Genomic DNA, 19955 nt, shown 5'->3' on the forward strand with positions numbered 1-19955 from the left:
GCCCCGAATGCGGGCACACCACCAAGGAGAACCGGACCACACAGGACAAGTTCCACTGCATAGCCCGCGGCCACCTGGCGCACGCTGACACGGTGGGCGCCCTGAACGTTCTACGGGCCGGGCTGGTCCGTCGCGAGCCTCAACCGGCATAGCGAGAAGCCCCCTCATTTATGAGGGGGAGGAGTCACGTTTCCCTCCGTCCCCGAGCGCCCGGCCCGCGGTTACGCGTAGTACATGCTCGCGGCCCGCACCGTCGAGCCGACGCCTATCAGCACCATGACGCCGATGATGAGCATGCGGCGCTTGGCCTGCACGCGCGCCTTCTCGGCGGGTTCGAGGGTGCCGGGGGCCGCCACGGCCTTGCGCCACGAACCGGTGAGCTGCCAGACGAGCACGATGGCGACGACGCCGACGAGCAGGGCGCCCGTCACCTGGCCGACGGCGTAACTCTGCGAGGTTGTGTCCACGGACAGGGTGATCATGCCGAGCATCGTACGTACGCTCGTACGGCTCGCGGATCACGATCCGGCATCTTCGGCTCTCCTGACCGGTGTTGGCCCGCTTTCCCGCCCGAGGGCGAACGACTCGCGCTGCCGGCTATCGGCTGTGCCCGAAAATGCGCAGCAGGCGTTTCTCGGCTTCGCTTCGGACACCGGCATCGTCATCGCCTGCCAGGTCCCGCAGCTGGCCGATGAGGAGGTTCTCGCCTTCCTCGGTCCTCCAGTTGGGGTTGCCGTCCATCGCCGCACCGAGCTGGTCCGAAGTCGACGTGCTGTGCGCGCAGGACAGGGCGGCCAGGACCGCGCGGAGTCCGTCCCTGTCCCCTCGTGCCAGCAGAGCCTCGGCCGTCCTCTGGGTCACTCCGGTGTCCTGGGCGTCCAACAGCAGCCGGTGGAGGACATCGGCCACTCGCGGGATCTCCGCCGAAGCGGCGAGACGTTGCCCCGCGGCGCTCCTCACGGACCACAGAGGGGACTTCGCGTCCTCTGTCGCCTCAGCCGTCTCCCGGTCGGATAGGGGTGGTGGTGTCATGTGCCCAGCATGACGGTTGAGAGTCCGGTTGAGCCGGCATTTTCCACGCCGCCGTACGGGGGAGTGGCCCAGGACGGCGTCCGCCGCGCGCGGGCCCGGAACTCCTGCCTGCGCTTGCCCGTTCATGTAGGAAATCGGGCGTATTGTTCAAAGTGTGAATCATGGGTGCCGTGCGGAGCGGAGGATCGCCCTCACTCGCCTGTCCGGAAGGCCCGACCGGATGGGGGCGTGTGGTGGCCGGCAGCGGTGACAAGCCCGACCGCGCCGGGCTACTGGACGAGGTGCTGGCCGGCACGGTGCGCCGTACTGGGGCCTCCGCCGGGGCCCTCTACCTGCTGGACGAGGCCTCGCAAGTGCTGGGCCTCGCGGTGTTGTCCGGAGTGCCCGTCGAGGTGGTCTGGCCGTGGCGGCGGGTGCCATTGAGCGCGCCGGTCCCCGTGAGCGACGCGGTCCGCGAGAACCGTCTGGTGTGGGTGGGATCCCAGGCGGACCTGGCCCGCGCCTATCCGCGAGCCGCCGCGAGCCTGCCCTACCGATTCGCAGTCGCCGCGGCCCCTCTGCCGGGCAGGGGGCGGTGCTGGGGCGCGTTGCTCCTGTTGTGGCCCGCCAGTCATCCAGCCGACGCCACGCCCCGAGAGCAGAGCCACATCCGCTCCGCCGCCCGGCACATCGCCCGCGTCCTGGACGAGAGCCCCGTCGTGCCCGCCGTCCCCGAACAACCCCGCCTCATCCCGGTCGGCGCGGTCTCACGCACGCACGGCGGACTGTTGCCCCAGGCCGCCGCGGACTACCTCGAGCGCCTGCCCGAGGGGGCCATCGGCATGGACCTGGAGGGGCGGATCACCTTCCTGAGCACCGCGGCGGCATCACTGCTGGGCCTCGATGCCGGTCGGCTGCTGGGCACCCGCCCCTGGCAGTCCCTGCCCTGGCTGGACAACGGAATCGTCGAGGACCACTACCGCACCGCCGTCATCAGCCGCGACCCGGTCGCCTTCACCGCCCTTCGTCCCCCGGACACGCCGCTGCGTTTCCAGCTCTACCCGGACGCCAGCGGCATCAGCGTCCGCATCACGGGTGCCCCGACTCCCGATGACGGCCGTCCAGCGACCGCTCGGACGCCGCAGCCCGCCCGGCCCTTCTCCTCGGGAACCGCGCAGGTCTCCTCGGGAACCGCGCAGGCCGGACGGCTGTACCAGCTGGTCCACCTCGCGGCGGCCTTGACCGAGACCGTCGCCGTCCGCGACGTCGTCGAACTCGTCGCCGACCAGATCCTGCCCGCGTTCGGCGCCGACGGGCTGGTCCTGTCCGCCGCCGACGCGGGCCGCCTGAAGATCACCGGATCCCACGGCTACGACCGGGAGACCATCGACCGTCTCGACGGCCTCCCCCTGGACACCGACCTCACCCCCGCCGGACAGGTACTCGCCGACGGCACCCCGTCCTTCTTCGCCAGCCCCGACGAGATGGCCCGCCGCTACCCCAGGGCGCCGCAGATGAGCGGCAAGGAGGCGTGGGCCTTCCTCCCCCTGGTCATCTCCGGACGCCCCGTCGGATGCTGCATCCTTTCCTACGACCGGCCCCGCGACTTCAGCGCCGACGAACGCGCCGTCCTGACCTCCTTGGCAGGGCTGATCGCCCAGGCCCTGGACCGCGCCCGCCTCTACGACGCCACCCGCGACCTCGCCCACGGCCTCCAGCAGGCCCTCCTGCCGCGCAGCCTGCCGGCCCTGCCGGGACTGGAGACCGCCGCCCGCTACCTGCCCGCCAGCCACGGCCTGGAGATCGGCGGCGACTTCTACGACGTCATCCGCATCGACGCCACCACCGCGGCAGCCGTCATCGGCGACGTCCAAGGTCACAACGTCTCCGCCGCCGCCCTCATGGGCCAGGTGCGCACCGCCATCCACGCCACCGCGGGCGCCCCGCCCGACCAGGTGCTCACCCGCACCAACCGCGTGCTGGCCGATCTGGAAACCGACCTGCTCGTCTCCTGCCTCTACGCCCACATCGACCTCGTCCGCCACGAGATGGTCCTGGCCAGCGCGGGTCACCCACCGCCGCTCCTGCACCGGGCGGGCCGGCTGCCCGGCGTCGTGGCACTCGATCCCGGCCCCTTGCTCGGAGTCGACCCGGGCGTCGCCTATCCCGTCACCGTCCTGCCCCTCCGCCCCGGAACGACCCTCGCCTTCTACACCGACGGTCTGGTCGAAAGCCCCGGCACCGACCCCGACCGGATGGCCGGCGACCTTGCCCGCCTCCTGGCCGGGTACAGCGGGCAGTCCCTCGACCACGTCATGGACGCCCTGCTCCACCACGCCCGGCCCACCGCCCACTACACCGACGACATCGCCATGCTCCTGCTGCGCACCACCCCACCGCCGGCGTAGCGCGGCGTCGGGGCCGTGGTGTCCCTGATCGGCGTGGCGGTGAGTTCGGCGCCGGTAGCCGGTCATCATGAGGACGAGGAAGGAGATCTGCCATGCCGACGCAGGGACCCGCAGAGCAACCCACGACCGAACTCGACGCCCGCTACAGCTCCGCACTCCATCCCCGCCCGGGTGCCGCGGACGTCACCGCCACCGAGTGGGCCGAGGCCCAGCGGCAGCTGGAGGCCGCCGAGATCTTCTGGGTGTCCACGGTGCGGCCCGACGGCCGGCTGCACGTCACTCCCGTGATCGCCGCCTGGCACGACGGGGTGCTGTACTTCTCCACCGGCGTGGGCGAGCAGAAGGCGAGGAACCTCGCTCATGACGGGCACTGCGCGCTGACCACCGGAGGGAACTCGCTCACCGAAGGACTCGACCTCGTGGTCGAGGGCAAGGCGGAGCAGGTTGCCGATCCGGCGGTGCTGGAGGAAGTGATCGCGGCGTACGAGGCGAAGTACGGGCCGCACATCACCTCGCCGGAGGGCACCTTCCACGGGATCGGGGATGCGTTCCGCAAGGGCGACGTGGTGGTGTTCGCGGTGGCCCCGGCCACGGCCTACGGCTTCGGTCGGGACGACGGCGTCTACACCCATACCCAGTGGGCGTTCAGTGGCTGCGGGGGGCGTACATGATCACGGCCATGCCCGCGAGGCACACCACGGCGCCGATGACGTCGTAGCGGTCGGGGCGGTAGCCGTCGGCGACCATGCCCCAGGCGATCGACCCGGCGACGAAGATCCCGCCATAGGCGGCGAGGATGCGTCCGAAGTTGTCGTCGGACTGGAAGGTGGCCACTACCCCGTAGAGGCCGAGGGCGATGACGCCGGCGCCGATCCAGATCCAGCCCTTGTGTTCGCGGATGCCCTGCCAGACCAGCCAGGCGCCGCCGATCTCGAAGAGGGCGGCGACGACGAACAGGGCAACGGAACGAGCGACAGTCATACCGGCCGACCCTACTGGCGGCCCGCGCCGCTGTTCTTCAGCGGGTCCCCGGACCCCTTACAGTCGCACCCGCCCTCACCAGCGGTTTTCTGGCCCTGGTCCAGCTGGCGTCGCCGGCCTGCTCGGTGCGGATGTTGCAGACGACTTCGGAGCCGTAGCCGAGCTGGCAGGTGAAGTCGCCCACCGCGATGTCGCGCGTGCCGTTGAGGTAGCGGGTGTACCCCTGTGCGTCGCTGCCGTCCCAGGTGTGACGGCCCGTGCCCGCGTCGATGAACGCCGAATCGATGCTGAGCTTCTTGCTCCTGCCCCGGCCGATGTGGGTGCCGCCGGCCGTGGGTGACGACGTCGTCGACCGAGTAGCAGTGGCTGGCCGTGATGAGCCACTGGCGGCCGTCCAGGGGCTTTGCGTCGGGATGCCGCTGGTGCAGTTCGCTCGCCCGTTGACGCCCGCGGGCCCGAGCGCTGGTCACGCCTGGTCGTTCCCACGGCGGGCGGTCGGATCAGGGGGCCCAGGGCAATCGAACGGCCTCGATCTCCGAGTCGTCGAGGTGTGTCTGCGAGCCGCCCGGCCCGGACGTGCAGGTTGTCGAAGTCCTCGGCCCCTTGCCCCAACGGGCTGTAGTAGGCGAGGCAGCGGGTGTCCGGGCCCTGCGGGCTGTGCTCGATGAGGACCTCGACCAGTCGGTTCCAGTCGGCACGGTCCAGGCTGCCCTCGGACGGACCCGTGATGCCGACCGGCCAGCCGCCCGACGACCCGGTCCTGAGCGAGGGGAAGGAGGTGTAGCAGGGTAGCCGTCCCTCGGCGGCCACCGGATCTCCGGTCCGCCGGGCGAGCTCTGCCCAGCGCAGGCGGCGCCAGCGTGGTCCAGGGTGCTTGCCTGCGGACTTGGCGAATGTGTCCGAGGCGTCGGCGAAGCGAACGACCAGATCGTGCCGCGGTGGCCGCCGCTGATGATCAGGGCTCACACAGGCGTACGGCGAGGGCGGCGATGTCGTCGTCAAGGCGTCCTCTGCTGTAGCGGAGGAGATCGCGGTGAAGAGCCGTGAGCAGTTCGCGGGGCGGTGTCGGGGGCTGTCGACGCATCCAAGCCGCCAGCGGGAAGAACTCGCCGTCGCGGGCGCGGGCCTCGGCGATCCCGTCGGTATAGAGAAGCAGCAGGTCGTCGGGGGCGAAGTCGAAGGTGTCGACGCTGTACTGATCGCCGATCAGCTCAGCGAGGCTGAGCAGTGGCGATGGGGTGGCCGACTCGAGGACACGGAGCTTCCCGCGGTTCAGGAGCAGCGGCGGGGGGTGCCCGCAGTTGAGGATGTCGATACGTCTGCCCTCGTGCGGGATCTCGACGAGAAGGGCGGTGGCGAAGCGCTCCATCGGCCCCTCGGGGGGAAAGGCGGCGTTGTAACGGGTGCTGCTGGCGTCCAGCCTGCGTGCGACGTCGACCATGTCGATCTCGCCGTAGGCCGCCTCCCGGAAGGCGTTGACGATCGCCGCGGCCGCCCCCACTGCCGGCAGGCCCTTGCCCCGCACGTCACCGATGAGCAGCCTGACCCCGTACGGCGTGTCGACCACCTCGTAGAAATCCCCGCCGATGCGGGCCTCCGCCGCGGCCGCGAGATACAGCGACTCGATCTCGATGCCGCCGAGGCGGCGTGGCATGGGGCTCAGCACCACCTGCTGCGCCGCGTCGGCGACGAGCCGTACCTGGAAGAGCGTGCGCTCCCGCTGGAGCCGGACATGGCTTCCGTACGCGGCGGCCACGGTGACCGCGATGATCCCCGCGGCCGTCCACCACGTCCCCAGATCGGGGAAGACGAGGCTGAGTCCGATCATCAGGAAGAGGCAGACCGTCCCGAGCAGGACGGTGGGGAGCACCGGCCACATGGCGGCGGCGAGGGCCGGCGCCGCGGGCAGGAGGCGGCTGAAGGCCATTTCCGGCGGAGTGGTGTATGCCAGGCCGGCGATGACGACGGTCAGGATGACCGGCGACAGCCGCACAAGCCTTCCCGGGCTGGGGCGCCTGCGGAGCCGCGGCCGTCCGGACTCGATCACACTTCCCAGAATATGTGCAATGAGGGCATAGCGCTCTGACGAGAGTTGTGCGGCGGCGCGGACCCACCAGGCGCGGGGTGGCTTCAGCCGTGGCTTCCGGCACCGCGATCGGGTGCGCTCATGTCGCCCGTCGCGGGAGTGCCGTCGGCGAGCCCGTAGCGCAGGTACACGGTGCCCTTCGGGCTGGCTGCCGGCGGTTCGAGGAGGGTCACGTTCGTGGGCACCTCGCCGCCGTCGAAAACCTTCTTCCCGACGCCGAGCACGATCGGGTGCAGCCAGAGGTCGAGACGGTCGAAGAGCTTCTCTCGCAGGAGGGTCTGCACGAGGTTCAGGCTCCCGACGACCTTCACGTGCTCGTGCCGGTCACGGATCTCACGCACCGCGTCGGCGAGGTCCGGGCCGAGCTGCGTGGACCCGGCCCACGAGAGGTCGGGCCTGCCGCGGGAGGCCACGTACTTCGGGACGCTGTTGAAGAGCGTGGCGATCTCGTTGTCCTCGCCACCCTCTTGGTGGGGCCAGTAGGCGGCGAAGATGTCGTACGTCCGCCGGCCGAGGAGGAGGGCGTCCGTGCCCTCGTACGCGGCACCGACCTGCGCCCCGGCGACCTCGTCCAGCAGGGGCGCCTGCCAGCCGCCGAACGGGAACCCCACCGGGTCCTCGTCGGGGCCGCCGGGCGCCTGCCCGACGAGGTCGAGGGTCGCGAACAGCTCGATGTGGATGAGGCCCATGGCTTACTCCCGATGAGTCGGTTGTCTCCGTCAAGAGATAGACCTTCGCGCGCCCGCGGACTCATCGACGCGACGGAACCGGCTTCACCCAGTCGGGCGGAATGACCACCAGCCCGAAGTGAGCGGGTGACCCAGCCGGGGTCGCGCTGTTCGAATTTTGTTCGATACGCTGGTTGTATCTGGTCAGGGTGGCTGGAAAGGGGTGGTCGGTCGATCGGAGGTGGCCCGTGAGCGGCTGTGCGCACCTTCATGCCGCGAGCGGCTACTCGGCCCGCTACGGGGCCTCTCACCCATCCGACCTGGTGAAACGAGCCGCCGAGCGGGGGATCGGCATGCTCGCGCTCACCGACCGTGACACCGTCGCCGGAGCGGTCCGCTTCGCGAAGGCGGCCGTCGGGGCAGGGATCCGGCCGGTCTTCGGGGTCGATGTCGCCGTCGCTCCGTTCGGTTCCGCGGGTCGGGTCGACGCTCCGTTCGGTTCCGCAGGTCCCGTAGGTCCCGCAGGTCTCGGAGGTCCCAGTGGTCCATCCGGGCTCGGGGGCACCACCGGTCTCAAAGGTCCCGCCGGTCCCTCCGGCCCCCGGCGGACGCCCGTGCGGGGTGGGGCGTACGTTGCCGAGCCCGCTCTGCGGGTCACGCTCCTCGCGCGGGACGCGGGCGGTTGGGCCCGGTTGTGCCGGCTGGTCTCCGCCGCCCACGCGGACGCCGCCGGCGGGCCGCCGGTCGTGTCCCGGGCGGTGTTGGAGCGGTACGCGGGCCAGGGCCTGGTGGTCATGCTCGGACCGGTGTCCGAGCCCGTACGGGCCCTCGCGGCCGGCCGGCCCGACGTGGCCGAGCGGCTCCTCGCCCCCTGGCGGGAGATCGCGGGCCCGGACCTCCGGCTGGAGGTGCTCTGGTACGGGCTCTCCGGCACCGGGCCGGGCTCGCTGCGGCTGGCCGCCCGCACCCTCGCCCTGGCCGACCGGCTCGGTATCCCGGCGGTCCTCACCAACGCCGTCCGCTACGCCGATCCCGCCCAGCACCGCATCGCCGACGTCCTGGACGCGGCCCGGCTGCTGCGCCCGATCGACCGCCGCCGACTGGACTGCGGAGAGCGCTGGCTGAAGGGGCCGGCCGCGATGGCGGAGGCCGCCGAGCGGATCGCCGCCGCCGCGGGCTCGCACCCGGGCCCCGGCTCCGGCCGGGCGGCGGCGCTGCTCGCGGAGACCGCGCGTACGGCGGAGCTGTGCGCCGTCGACCCGGTGGCCGCCCTCGGCCTCGGTACCGGTCGGCCCGCCTTCCCCGAGCCGGAAGTGGTGGGCGCCGACCCCGGTCCGGGCGGCGCCGCGGCCCTGCTCCGCCGACGCTGCGAAGAGGGGATGTTCGCGCGCGGCCTGGATCGCGACCGGCGGGCGGTCGAGCGGCTGGAGTACGAGCTCGGCGTGATCGGGAAGCTGGGCTTCGAGTCCTACTTCCTGGCGGTCGCACAGGTCGTCGCGGACATCCGGTCCATGGGGATCCGGGTCGCCGCCCGGGGGTCCGGCGCCGGGAGCATGGTCAACCACGCGCTCTTCATCGCCACGGCCAACCCCCTCGAACACCATCTGCTGTTCGAGCGCTTCCTCAGCGTCCGCAGGGCCTCGCTCCCCGACATCGACCTCGACGTGGAATCGGCCCGCCGGCTGGAGGTCTACGACAGGATCATCGAACGGTTCGGCACCGAGCGGGTGGCCGTCGCCTCGATGCCGGAAACGTACCGGGCGCGCCACGCCCTGCGCGACACAGGCCTCGCCCTCGGCCTGGCCCCGCAGGTCGTGGACCGGATCGCGAAGTCCTTCCCGCACATCAGGGCCTGCGACATCCGCGACGCGCTGAACACGCTGCCGGAACTGAAGCAGCTCGCGAGCGAGGCCGACGGGTTCGGGCCGCTGTGGGAGCTCGCCGAGGGCCTGGACGCCCTGCCGCGCGGCTACGCCATGCACCCGTGCGGAGTGATCCTCTCCAACGCCTCCCTGCTCGACCGGCTGCCCGTGCAGCCCACCCCGGGCGGCCGGTACCCGATGGTCCAGGCGGACAAGGAGGACGTCGAGGACCTCGGCCTCGTCAAGCTGGACGTCCTGGGAGTGCGGATGCAGTCGGCGATGGCGCACGCCGTCGCCGAGATCCGCCGCACCACCGGGCGTCAGCTCGACCTCGACAACCCCGACCACGTCCGGCTGGACGACCCCGGCGCGTTCGAGCTCATCAGGCAGGCCCGGACCGTGGGCATGTTTCAACTGGAGAGCCCCGGCCAGCAAGACCTCGTAGGCCGGCTCCAGCCGCGCGGCGTCCAGGACGTCATCGCCGACATCAGCCTGTTCCGGCCGGGCCCGGTCAAGGGCGGCATGCCGGCCCTCTACATCGCGGCCCGCCACGGCGCCGCCCCCCGCTACCCCCACCCCGACCTGGAGCCCGTACTCGCCGACACCTACGGCGTGACCATCTGGCACGAGCAGATCATCGACATCTTCGCGGTGATGACCGGCTGCGACCGGGCGCTGGGCGAGATCGCGCGCCGCGCCCTCGCCGGCCCCGACCGGCTGCCCCGGGTGGAAGCGTGGTTCCGGCGGCAGGCGGGCGCCTGCGGCTACGGCACGGAGGTCCTCGACGAGGTCTGGGAGATCGTCGCGGCGTTCGGCGCGTACGGGTTCTGCCGCGCGCACGCCGTCGCCTTCGCCGTGCCCGCGCTCCAGTCCGCCTGGCTCAAGGCCCACCATCCCGCCGCCCTCTACGCCGGACTGCTGGAGCACGATCCCGGGATGTGGCCGCCCCGGGTGATCGTCTCCGACGCCCGCCGCCACGGCGTGCCCGTCCTCCCCGTGGACGTCAACCGCTCCGAGGCCGGCCACCGCGTCGAGCGGACGCCCGACGGTACGTGGGGGGTGCGGCTCTCGCTGTCGTCGGTGAAGGGGATCAGCGAGGAGCAGACCGCCCGGATCGCCGCCAACCGGCCGTACAGCGGCCTGCAGGACTTCTGGGAGCGGGCCCGCCCCGCGCTGCCGGTCGCCGAGCGCCTGATCCGGATCGGAGCCCTCGACACCCTGCGCGGGCCGCTCACCCGCCGCGACCTCCTCCTCCAGGTGTCCGAGCTCCACCGCCACACCCGGGCCCCCGCAGCCGACGGGCAACTGGCCCTCGGCGGCGAACTCGTCACCGCCGAACCGTCCGGCCTGCCGGAGATGACCAGCCGCGAGGCCCTCACCGCCGAGATCGACATCCTGTCCATCGACGTCTCCCAGCACCTGATGGACCACCACCACCGCCTGCTCCGCGAGATCGGCGCCACCGACTCCGCCCACCTGGCGACGATGAGCCCGGGCCGGCCGGTCCTCGTCGCGGGCGTCCGCGCGTCCACCCAGACGCCTCCGATCCCCTCGGGCAAGAGGATCATCTTCGTGACCCTGGAGGACGGCAGCGGGCTCGTCGACGTCGCGTTCTTCGAAGACAGCCACGACGCCTGCGCCCACACGGTCTTCCACTCCGGGCTGCTCCTGGTCCGGGGCACCGTCGAGGCCCGCGGCCCCCGCCGCACCGTCGTCGGCCACATGGCGTGGAACCTCGAGGAGATCGCGGCCGCGCGCCGGGACCACGGACCCGAAGCCGCCCTCGCCCTCCTCGGCCGCGCCGATCCCGCCCCCACCCCCGCCCAGGGCGCCGCCGCGGAACACGCCCCCGCCGACGGTACGAGGCGCACCCTCGCCAACGGCACCAGCGGAGCGCGCCTCCACCCGTACGCGGACCTCCAGCCCGCCGGCACCCGCGCAGCCGACCTCAAGTCCCTCGGCTACACCAGCCCCGGATCGGCGGGGTGATCACCACGAAGCAGATCCTCCACGCCCGGTTCCACTTCCCCCAGGCCGCCGACGCCGGCCTCTACGGGCAACTCCTCGACCTCGCCGCCGACATCACCCCCCGCGTCCAGCCGATCCCGCCCGACGCCGCCGACCTCGACATCACCGGATCCCTGCGCTACTGGCAGCGCGACGCCGAAGAGCTGGCCGCCCTCCTGCGGCTGCGCACCCTCGCCCTCCACGGCGTGCCGACGACCTGCGCCGTCGCGCCCAACCGCATGCTCGCGACGATGACGGCCGCCTCCACACCCCTCGGCGCCGCCACCGTCCTCGCCGAGGCCGAGGTCACCGCCTGGCTGCGGCCCCGCCCCGTCGCCGCCCTCTACGGAGTCGGCCCCGCCACCGCCGCCGCGCTGGCCACGTACGGACTGCACACCGTCGGAGACCTCGCCGACGCGCCCCTGCCCGCCCTGACCAGGATCTTCGGCTCGGCCACCGGCCGCTCCCTGCACGCCCGCGCCCACGGCGAGGACCTGCGCCCGGTCGACGCCCACCCCGTACCCAAGTCCCTCAGCGCAGGCCACGCCTTCGACGCCGACTGCCTCGACGCGGACCAGCACCACCGCGCCCTCCTCGGTCTCGCCCACCGGATCGGCGCCCGCCTGCGCGAAGAGGACCGGGCGGCCACCGGCCTCACCCTCACCGCCCGCTACGCCGACCGCACCACGTCCACCCGGACCCGGGCCCTGACCGAACCCACCAACCACACGCGCCCCCTGACCGGCGCCGCCTACGAGCTGTACGGGCTCCTCGGCCTCCAGCGCGCACGCGTACGCTCCTTCGACCTCCGCGCCGAGGCCCTGTGCCCCGCCTCCGAGGCCAGGAGGCAGCTCACCTTCGACACGGCCGATGACCAGGCGTTCGCCATCGAGGTCGCCGCCGACCGCGCCCGCGCCCGCTACGGCCCCGACGCCGTCAAACCGGCGACACTCGCCGGTGCGTGAATCGAGCCGGGCTCCGGGTGGAATCCGCCAATTCCCGCCGGTGGAGCGCCGGATGGCGCAGTGCGGGGATAACTTCCCCCAATGTCTTCGAACATACGGACGTCATACGCCACTTCGCCCAGCCGCCGGACCCTGCTGCGCACGGCCCTGGCGGGCACCGCGGCCGCCGGATCCGTCCTCGGTCTCGCCTCCGCCTTCCCGGCTTCCGCCTCCTCCGCCTCCTCCGTCTCAGCCGAAACGGCGGCTGCCGCCGAAACCGCGACTGCCGCCGAAACCGCCGGCGGCGGCCGCCCCGCCACCCCGGACGAGGCCCTCCGCCGCCTGACGGCCGGCAACCGGCGCTGGGCGGCGTACTGCCAGCAGCACCCGCACGAATCGCCTTCCGTACGCCTCCAGGTGGCCCGGGAGCAGCACCCCTTCGCGATCGTGCTGGGCTGTGTCGACTCCCGGGTGCCGCCGGAGCTCGTCTTCGACCAGGGGCTCGGCGACCTGCTGACCGTGCGCTCGGCGGGCGAGGTGCTGGACGAGGCGGTGCTCGGCAGCATCGTGTACGGCGTCATGGAGCTGGACGTGCCCCTGATCCTGGTCCTCGGCCACGAGTCGTGCGGGGCCGTCGGCGCCGCGGTCCACGCAGACGAGACGGGTACTCGACTGCCCGCACACATCCAGTACTTGGCCGATCAGATCCGGCCCTCCATCGACCGGGGCCAGCACGGCGAGGCGCGGATAGCCGCGACCATCGACGCCCACGCCCGCCGCACCCGGGCCCTGCTGGCGGCGGAGCCCGACATCGCCCGCAGGATCGCCACCGGCCGACTGGCCGTGACGGCCGCGCGCTACGACCTGCGCGACCAGAAGGTCCGCACGCTGCGCTAAGGGCCGTCCCTCAATCCCCGGCGGGCGATGGCCGCAGACCACCCGGTGTGGCGCCGGTACCGCTTGGACCGGTGATGGCCGCGTTGCCGCGCCGCGGGGTCGGCTTGTCTCGGGGCCCGGGCTCCGCGCCCCTTGTTTATCAAACGGGTCGACCCGTAAAGTATTGCCATGAATCCTTCTCCGTCCCCCAGGGGACGCCCCCGGGATCGCCGTACGCACGAGTCGATCGTCCATGCAGCCGCGGAGCTGGTTGCCGAGGCGGGTTATGCCGCGACGTCGATCGGGGCCGTGGCCGCACGGGCCGGTGTCGGCAAGGACACCATCTACCGACGGTGGTCGGGGAAGGCCGAGCTGGTCTACGAGGCGGTGTTCACCACTGTGGATGAGGCTCCGATACCGGACACCGGGACATTGGCCGGGGACTTGACGGTGCTCCTGCAAGGGCTGGTGGACGAATTCAGCACACCCGCGGGTGCCGCGGCGCTGCCCGGGCTCCTTGCCGACTTCGCCGCCGACCCCGTACTGCAAGCGCGCATCCGTACAGGCTTCCTGGCCCCGGCCAAGGAGCGCTTGGTGGACGTCTTCGACCGAGCCGCGCAGCGCGGCGAGATGCCGGCCGGCACTCCCGTGGATCTGGTGCTGGACATGCTCGCCGGAGCGGTGTTCTTCCACGTCGGTCTGGTCGGAGAACCCCCGACCCGCCGGCTGGCCGGCCGGCTGGCGGCAGTGGTGGTCAAGGGAATCGAGGTCCGATGAACGGCTGGCTTCTCGCAGCGGGTGTCACCGCGGCCGGCGTGGCCGGTGTTCACCTCATCGCCGGACATCGGGACCCGGTGCGGCCTCTCCTTGCCTCCGGGCTCGCAGATGTCCCCAAACGCACTCTGTACGCGGTGTGGCACCTGGTGAGCGCCGACCTGGTCCTTGCCGCGGCTGCGCTGATCTACCTGGCGATGGCGCACCACGGCTCGGGCACCGACCTGGTGGCACTGTTCGTGGCCGTGCATTTCATCGCGTACGCAGCGGTCTTCCTGGTCATCACCGTATCGGCCGGCTGGTCGAAGCGACTGCTCCGGCTGCCGCAGTGGATGCTGCTGCTGCCCGTCGCGATCATGAGCTGGCTCGGCACCCGGTGAGCGACGTCGAAGCCCAGACGCTGCTCGACCTCTTGACCCGGCCCCGGCCGGCCGGCCGGCGGGCTCGGAAAACCGCAGGCCGGCCCAGTGGAACGAACCCGGCAGGACCGAGAAACGAGCCGAAACCCTCACCGACCACGTCCGCTTGAAACAGCTGCGAGGTTGAGCAACCGCCGGAGGCGGCGGGGGCGGCCACCACGGCCGTTTTCGACGACACTTGCGGCAATCTGATGCAGATCGCGCACATGCGGACCGACCTGTGAACCGAATAAGAGTCCCGTCAAACAAAAACACCCCGGCCGATTGAGGCCGGGGTGTTTGTTTGTGTATATTTGATGTTTCGCATCTTCGCCAGGGCGAAGACGTGAAGAAGCTTATGGGGACACTGTATCGGGTCAGGAGTGGAATTGTCAACCGAGGAATTCCGGAATGAGCAGCAATTCATCACCTCTCTCTACGCGCGCCTCGACGACCTGCGTGACGAGGCCGAACGTGCCGTACAGGGCGCGCTCAGCGCGGCCGGCAGCGGGTTCCAGTCGCGACTGGAACGGGATGTCATGGTCGCCGAGCAGTCCGGTCTGCTTTCCGCTCTGAACACGGGCGAGAACGGTCTGTGTTTCGGCAGGCTCGAGTTCTCCGACGGCTCGGACCATCACATCGGCCGTATCGGAATCAGGCAGGACGACCGGGACCGAACACCCCTCGTACTCGACTGGCGGGCCGATGTGGCACGCCCGTTCTATCTCGCGACCGGGTATTCCCCCATGGGGCTGCGCCGACGCCGCCACATCACCACCCAGGGCCGCAGGGTCACGGCCCTGCACGACGAGATCCTCGACCTCGCCGACACCGAGCGCACCGGCCACGAGGGGGCGGACGCGGACGCGGTGCTGCTCTCCGCGCTCGACGCCGCGCGGACCGGCCGGATGCACGACATCGTGCGGACCATCCAGGCCGAGCAGGACCGCGTCATCCGCTCCACCCACCGCGGGATCCTGGTCGTGGAGGGCGGACCGGGCACCGGCAAGACCGTCGTTGCCCTGCACCGGGCCGCGTACCTCCTCTACGCGCACCGCGAGCTGCTCGCCAAGCGAGGCGTGCTGATCGTCGGGCCGAACCCGGCCTTCCTCGGCTACATCGCCGAGGTCCTCCCGGCCCTCGGCGAGACCGGGGTGCTGCTCGCCACCCCGGGCGAGCTGTTCCCGGGCGTCCGCGCGACCGGCCGCGACCGCCCCGGCGCCGCGACGGTCAAGGGAGGCGCGCGGATGGCCGGGATCCTCGCGCGCGTCGTGAGCGAGCGGCAGACACTGCCCGAGACCGTGCCCGCCGGCAGCGGCGAGGACGCCGACGTGGTCCCCGAACCGGCCCTGGAGATCGACCACGACGACTACGGGACGCTGCTGCTCGACCGGACCATGGCCCACGAGGCCCGGGACCGGGCCCGCGCCACCGGACTGCCGCACAACCTGGCGCGCCCGTACTTCGCCTTCCGGATCATCGACGCGCTCACCGAGCAACTCGCCGACAGGCTCGGCGCGGACCCCTACGGCGGCCCCAACCTGCTGGGACCGGACGACATCGCGCAGCTGGGCAAGGAGATCGCGACCAGCGCCGCGGTGCACGCCGCCATCGACACGCTGTGGCCGTCGCTCACGCCCCGGCGGCTGATCGCCGACTACCTCGCCGATCCCACGCATCTCCCCGAGCAGGAAGCCGAGTTGATCCGGCGCACGACGACGGGCGACGCGGACTGGACACCCGCGGACGTCCCGCTGCTCGACGAGGCCGCCGAGCTGCTCGGGGTCGACGACACCGCGCGGCGCGCCGCCGAGGAGCGCGAGCGCCTCGAACGCGTCGCGTACGCGCAGGGCGTCCTGGACCTGTCGGCCGGCTCGGAGAGCTACGAGTTCGAGGACATGGAGAACGAGTTCCTCGCGGCCCACGACATCATCGACGCGGAACGCATGGCCGAGCGGCAGGAGGAGGACGACCACCGCAGCGCGGCCGAACGGGCCGCCGCCGACCGGACCTGGGCCTTCGGACACGTCATCGTGGACGAGGCGCAGGAGCTGTCCGCCATGGCGTGGCGGCTCCTGATGAGGCGCTGCCCGACCCGTTCCATGACGTTGGTGGGCGACCCGGCCCAGACCGGCGACGAGGCAGGCTGCGGCTCGTGGCAGCAGATCCTGGCCCCCTATGTCGAGGACCGCTGGGAGCTGGTCCGCCTCGGCGTCAACTACCGCACCCCCGCCGAGATCATGGACGTCGCGGCCGCCGTGCTCCGGGCCCGCCACCCCGGCTTCGAGCCGCCGAGCTCGATCCGCTCCACAGGACGGCGGCCCTGGGTGACGCGGACGGACGACCTCGCCGCGGCGCTCGCCGAGGCGGTACGGGACCACGCCCCGGCCGAGGGCCGCCTCGCGGTGATCGCCCCGCGTCCGCTGCACGGGACGCTGGCGGCCGCGCTGCCCGGCGTACGGGTGGGGGAGGAGCCGGATCTCACCCGCCCGGTCGTCCTGCTGGATCCGCGCCAGGCCAAGGGGCTGGAGTTCGACACCGTGCTCGTCCTGGAACCGGCGGACCACGAGCCCAGCGATCTCTACGTGGCCCTGACGCGCGCCACCCAGACCCTGGGGGTGCTGCACACCGGCCGGCTTCCGCGGGGCCTGAGCGAACAGCCGTAGAGGGGCCCGCGGGTCACCGCGTGGCGGACCGGCCCCGGCCGGTCCGCCCGCCCCGGGGGCAGGGTGCGGCAGCCACCCGGGTGAGTTCCCAGCGGTCGCACCGCCACCGGGGCCCCCGGCCCGCTACAACCGGGGGCGTGATCAAGAACGTGATGACGCCCGCCTTGGCCGCTCTCGCGGTGAGCGTGCTCTCCGTGCCGCCGGCCCCGACCCCGGCCCCGACCCCGGCCCCGACCCCGGCCCCGACCCCGGCCCCGGCGCACGCGGCCGAAGTGGCGCCCCGCACCGGATTCGAGGCCTCGTACGGAGCGCGCTGGACCACCGAGCCCCAGGAGCGCGACCTCCTCGCCGCCATCGGCCGGCGCGGCGGGGGAGGCGCCGGAGCAGGGGCCACCGTCCAGCGCATCGGCACGAGCGTGCGGGGCCGCCCGCTGCACCTGGTGGGCGTGGGCCGCGGCCCCGTCACCGTTCTGCTGGTGTGCGGGCAGCACGGGGACGAACCGGCGGGGCGCGAGGCGTGCCTGACCACCGTGCGAGACCTCGCGTACGCCCGGGATCCGGCCGCCCGGCGGCTCCTGGAGCAGGCCACGTTCCTCGTCGTCCCGACCGTCAACCCGGACGGCCGGGCGGCCGGTACCCGGTCCAACGCGGACGGCACCGACGTCAACCGCGACCACCTCACCCTGGCCTCGCCGGAGGCCCGTGCCGTCGCCGCCGTGCTGCGCGACCACCGGCCGGAACTCGTGTACGACCTGCACGAGTACCGGTCGACACCGGGCACCTACGACAAGGACCTCTTCGACCTCTGGCCGCGCAACCTCAACACCGACCCCGGGGTGTACGCGCAGTCCCGCGTACTGTCCGGCGGCTACGTACGCGAGGCGGCGCGCGCGGCCGGCCACTCCACCGGCACCTACGGCATCCGGACCGACCCCGCCACCGGCCTCCCGGTCGCCCAGTCCGCGGGGGACGGCCAGGAGCGGATCCTGCGCAACATCGCGGGCGTCAAACACGCGGTCACCCTGCTGATCGAAAGCCGGGTGGAGGCGCCCGGCGGCACGATCGGCGACGCGGAGAGGGCCGACCCGGCCGTCAACCACCGCCGCCGCGTGAGCTCCCAACTCACCGGCCTGCGAGGCCTGTTCTCCTACCTGTCGGAGCGTACGGGCCACCTGGCGGCGGCCTCGGACGCCGCCCGCCGGGCCGGCCACCGGGACGCGGGACCCGTCCGGCTGGGCGGCGCGGACAACGCTCCCGCGGCCGAGGAGGAGGTCCTGACCGACCCGCCCTGCGGCTACCGCCTCACGCCCGCCCAGTACGCCGGGACCGGCAGCCGTCTCGGCCTCCACGGCGTACGCGTCGTACGAGCCGCGGACGGCGGCGCCTACGTTCCGCTGCGCCAGTCCCTGCGCGCACTCGTGCCGCTGCTCCTCGACGGCCGCGCCCGGTACCGGCTCACGGCGGGGGAGCCGGTACCGGGCTGCTGACGGGCCGTGACCCGGAGCACGAGCACGCTGGTCAGCCGGATGCGGTGGGCTATGTTGGGATCACGGAGCGGCACTACAGGGAGGACCGGCGGTGTCATCGGGTCAGCAGGCGCGCGCACAAGCGGCCGCGATCACGCCGAGCGGGCAGGCGGCCGGCCGCGAGCGCGCACCCTCCGACCGGGTCCGGGCGCTGTTCGACGGGCATCCGCTCTCCCCGGGCCAGCGGCGGATCGCCCAGTACCTCGTCGACCACCTCACCGAGGCGGCGTTCCTCTCGATCACCGAACTCGCCGAACGGGCCGGAGTGAGCCAGCCGTCCGTGACCCGGTTCGCGGCCGCCCTCGGGTTCAGCGGCTATCCGGCCCTGCGCGACGTGCTCCAGCCCATCGCGCTCAGCGCGGTGGCCGGCTCCCCGGACAGCCCCGAGCAGGCCCGTCGCAACGAGCTCCAGGCGGCCGTCGACGCCGAGATCGAGAACCTGCGCAACGTGCGCAGGCTGCTCGCGGACACCAACCAGGTGCTCGACATCGGCCGCGAGCTGGCCCGCTCGGTGCCGCTGACGGTGCTCGGGCTGCGGATCTCCGTCTCCCTGGCCGAGTACTTCGCGTACGCGGCCCGCCGCATCCACCCCGACGTGCGCCTGGTGACCGGCGGCGGCAGCGTGGCCTACGACGCGCTGCTGCAGGCCAGGGCGGCGGGCGGCAGCTGGGTACTGGCCTTCGCCATGCCCCGGCACGCCAAGGAGACCCTGGCGGCGCTGCGGGTCGCGCGCAGCGCGGGGCTGCGGATCGCTTTGATCACGGACGGCACGCTGGGGCCGCTGGTGGACGAGGCCGACGTGGCGTTGACGGCCGGTACCGGTTCGCGACTGGTCTTCGACTCCTACGCGGCGCCGGGCGTGCTGTCCGCCGCACTGCTCCAGGCGATGTCGGATGCCGACCCGGAGCGGACGCAGGCACGGCTCGAAAGCTATGAGCAGGCCGCTGACCAGCACGGATTCTTCCTCTAAAGAGGCCGTCGACGGCCTGAGGGGTGCCCGGCGAGAGCCGGCGGCGGGTCATATTCAGACTCGCTCCGGGCATGAATATTTTCATGCGCTTGCTTACTCAACGGTATATATGTTTACTGATGGCGGCGCGGGCATCCGTCAAGACGCCAGGGAGAACGACCCCACGTACTCCCAGAACAGACACCCGGTGTGACGCCCTCCTCCTCACGTCGCACCAGGTGTCCCGTCCGGCCTTCGGATCCCGCAGTGCCCCTGCGGCCTCGGCCAACCCCTGGGCCGAGGCCGCCCCCGGCACGTTCTCGATCGCAGTTCGACACCTTGTGGAAGCGGCAAGAATGTCTCAGACGACACTCACCACGCACAGCCCGGACTGGCCCTGTCAGGTCAAGCGCCCCGGGAGCCACGACTGGGAGCGCACGGCCACGCGATGGCTCCACGACCTGGTTCCGGCCCGCTACGCCGGCTACGCGACCTTGACCCGCAGCCCCGTACTCCTCGCACGCCATGCCCAGCTGCAGGTGCAGCACGAGATGCGCGCCGTACGCGTGGCCCTGGAGACCAGCCGCGCCGAACTCCCCGGCCTCGGGGTGGCCGAGGCGGTCATCGAGACCTCGATCAGGATGTACGCCGGGGAGCTGCGCCAGCTCGCCCGGCTGGCCCGTGCCGTCCGCCTCGTCGGCGACGCCCTCGCCCACGGCGCGGCCCGCGCGCGGTAGGGGCCGGGCGATCAGGACGCCCGGCGGCCCCGCCCGAGCGGGCCGAACGCGACAATCGCCAT

The 19955-nt window shown here is 72.3% G+C and carries 17 protein-coding genes; 12 read left to right on the top strand and 5 right to left on the bottom strand.

Annotated elements, in window-relative coordinates:
• A partial coding sequence (locus J7F03_RS27200) for a zinc ribbon domain-containing protein (RefSeq protein ID WP_214954330.1) occupies positions 1 to 152 on the top strand: 152 nt, incomplete at its 5' end.
• Positions 153 to 221: 69 nt separating this feature from the next.
• Here J7F03_RS27200 and J7F03_RS27205 read toward each other — a convergent pair.
• Positions 222 to 482, bottom strand: coding sequence for a hypothetical protein (locus J7F03_RS27205; protein ID WP_214953972.1), 261 nt, complete (start codon positions 480 to 482; stop codon positions 222 to 224).
• Between the two features lie 115 nt (positions 483 to 597).
• Entirely contained in the window at positions 598 to 909 is a 312-nt protein-coding gene (locus J7F03_RS27210) for a hypothetical protein (protein WP_214953974.1), read from the bottom strand.
• Between the two features lie 356 nt (positions 910 to 1265).
• Between J7F03_RS27210 and J7F03_RS27215 the strand changes: the two genes are divergently transcribed.
• Positions 1266 to 3419 (top strand): SpoIIE family protein phosphatase, encoded by a 2154-nt coding sequence (locus J7F03_RS27215; protein ID WP_308379985.1) that lies wholly within the window; start codon positions 1266 to 1268, stop codon positions 3417 to 3419.
• A 92-nt stretch (positions 3420 to 3511) separates the two neighbouring features.
• A complete protein-coding gene (locus tag J7F03_RS27220) occupies positions 3512 to 4090 on the top strand; it encodes a pyridoxamine 5'-phosphate oxidase family protein (RefSeq protein WP_214953978.1) in 579 nt (192 codons plus the stop codon).
• Here J7F03_RS27220 and J7F03_RS27225 read toward each other — a convergent pair.
• From J7F03_RS27225 to J7F03_RS27235, 3 genes are all read right to left on the bottom strand, one after another.
• Positions 4065 to 4400, bottom strand: coding sequence for a YnfA family protein (locus J7F03_RS27225; protein WP_214953980.1), 336 nt, complete (start codon positions 4398 to 4400; stop codon positions 4065 to 4067). The two genes, J7F03_RS27220 and J7F03_RS27225, sit on opposite strands and share 26 nt — an antisense overlap.
• Positions 4401 to 5355: 955 nt before the next feature.
• The gene (locus tag J7F03_RS27230; RefSeq protein WP_308379986.1) at positions 5356 to 6393 is read right to left on the bottom strand and encodes a PP2C family protein-serine/threonine phosphatase; all 1038 of its coding nucleotides are present in this window, start codon (positions 6391 to 6393) and stop codon (positions 5356 to 5358) included.
• Positions 6394 to 6530: 137 nt separating this feature from the next.
• Positions 6531 to 7175, bottom strand: a complete 645-nt coding sequence (locus tag J7F03_RS27235) for a dihydrofolate reductase family protein (protein ID WP_214953984.1) — start codon at positions 7173 to 7175, stop codon at positions 6531 to 6533.
• 227 nt (positions 7176 to 7402) lie between these two features.
• On the opposite strand from J7F03_RS27235, the gene J7F03_RS27240 reads away from it, so the two are divergent.
• The 9 genes from J7F03_RS27240 (at position 7403) to J7F03_RS27280 (ending at position 19893) form a co-directional block, all read left to right on the top strand.
• Positions 7403 to 11005 carry a DNA polymerase III subunit alpha gene (locus J7F03_RS27240; protein WP_214953987.1) on the top strand — a complete coding sequence of 1201 codons (3603 nt, stop codon included), beginning with the start codon at positions 7403 to 7405 and terminating at the stop codon, positions 11003 to 11005.
• Positions 11002 to 11988, top strand: coding sequence for a hypothetical protein (locus tag J7F03_RS27245; RefSeq protein WP_308379987.1), 987 nt, complete (start codon positions 11002 to 11004; stop codon positions 11986 to 11988). The genes J7F03_RS27240 and J7F03_RS27245 overlap by 4 nt, the downstream gene beginning before the upstream one ends.
• Before the next feature lie 81 nt (positions 11989 to 12069).
• Positions 12070 to 12864, top strand: a complete 795-nt coding sequence (locus J7F03_RS27250) for a carbonic anhydrase (RefSeq protein WP_214953989.1) — start codon at positions 12070 to 12072, stop codon at positions 12862 to 12864.
• 168 nt (positions 12865 to 13032) lie between these two features.
• Positions 13033 to 13620: a TetR/AcrR family transcriptional regulator gene (locus J7F03_RS27255; RefSeq protein WP_214953991.1), complete on the top strand. Its 588-nt coding sequence runs from the start codon at positions 13033 to 13035 to the stop codon at positions 13618 to 13620.
• Positions 13617 to 13997, top strand: coding sequence for a hypothetical protein (locus tag J7F03_RS27260; protein WP_214953993.1), 381 nt, complete (start codon positions 13617 to 13619; stop codon positions 13995 to 13997). The genes J7F03_RS27255 and J7F03_RS27260 overlap by 4 nt, the downstream gene beginning before the upstream one ends.
• 407 nt (positions 13998 to 14404) lie before the next feature.
• Entirely contained in the window at positions 14405 to 16681 is a 2277-nt protein-coding gene (locus tag J7F03_RS27265; protein WP_214953995.1) for an AAA family ATPase, read from the top strand.
• Between the two features lie 152 nt (positions 16682 to 16833).
• On the top strand, positions 16834 to 18168 hold the full coding sequence (locus tag J7F03_RS27270) for a M14 family metallocarboxypeptidase (protein WP_214954332.1): 1335 nt from the start codon (positions 16834 to 16836) through the stop codon (positions 18166 to 18168).
• A gap of 91 nt (positions 18169 to 18259) precedes the next feature.
• Positions 18260 to 19177 (top strand): MurR/RpiR family transcriptional regulator, encoded by a 918-nt coding sequence (locus tag J7F03_RS27275; protein ID WP_214953997.1) that lies wholly within the window; start codon positions 18260 to 18262, stop codon positions 19175 to 19177.
• Positions 19178 to 19512: 335 nt separating this feature from the next.
• Positions 19513 to 19893 carry a hypothetical protein gene (locus tag J7F03_RS27280; RefSeq protein WP_214953999.1) on the top strand — a complete coding sequence of 127 codons (381 nt, stop codon included), beginning with the start codon at positions 19513 to 19515 and terminating at the stop codon, positions 19891 to 19893.
• The last annotated feature ends 62 nt before the right edge of the window (positions 19894 to 19955 follow it).

It is taken from the genome of Streptomyces sp. ISL-43 (genome assembly GCF_018614195.1).
Lineage (GTDB): Bacteria > Actinomycetota > Actinomycetes > Streptomycetales > Streptomycetaceae > Streptomyces.

Bases quoted from the DNA above. Each gene is read 5' to 3' on its own strand.
- J7F03_RS27205 (WP_214953972.1), bottom strand. From the start codon at position 482: ATGATCACCCTGTCCGTGGACACAACCTCGCAGAGTTACGCCGTCGGC.
- J7F03_RS27220 (WP_214953978.1), top strand. From the start codon at position 3,512: ATGCCGACGCAGGGACCCGCAGAGCAACCCACGACCGAACTCGACGCC.
- J7F03_RS27225 (WP_214953980.1), bottom strand. From the start codon at position 4,400: ATGACTGTCGCTCGTTCCGTTGCCCTGTTCGTCGTCGCCGCCCTCTTC.
- J7F03_RS27235 (WP_214953984.1), bottom strand. From the start codon at position 7,175: ATGGGCCTCATCCACATCGAGCTGTTCGCGACCCTCGACCTCGTCGGG.
- J7F03_RS27250 (WP_214953989.1), top strand. From the start codon at position 12,070: ATGTCTTCGAACATACGGACGTCATACGCCACTTCGCCCAGCCGCCGG.
- J7F03_RS27255 (WP_214953991.1), top strand. From the start codon at position 13,033: ATGAATCCTTCTCCGTCCCCCAGGGGACGCCCCCGGGATCGCCGTACG.
- J7F03_RS27260 (WP_214953993.1), top strand. From the start codon at position 13,617: ATGAACGGCTGGCTTCTCGCAGCGGGTGTCACCGCGGCCGGCGTGGCC.
- J7F03_RS27270 (WP_214954332.1), top strand. From the start codon at position 16,834: ATGACGCCCGCCTTGGCCGCTCTCGCGGTGAGCGTGCTCTCCGTGCCG.
- J7F03_RS27280 (WP_214953999.1), top strand. From the start codon at position 19,513: ATGTCTCAGACGACACTCACCACGCACAGCCCGGACTGGCCCTGTCAG.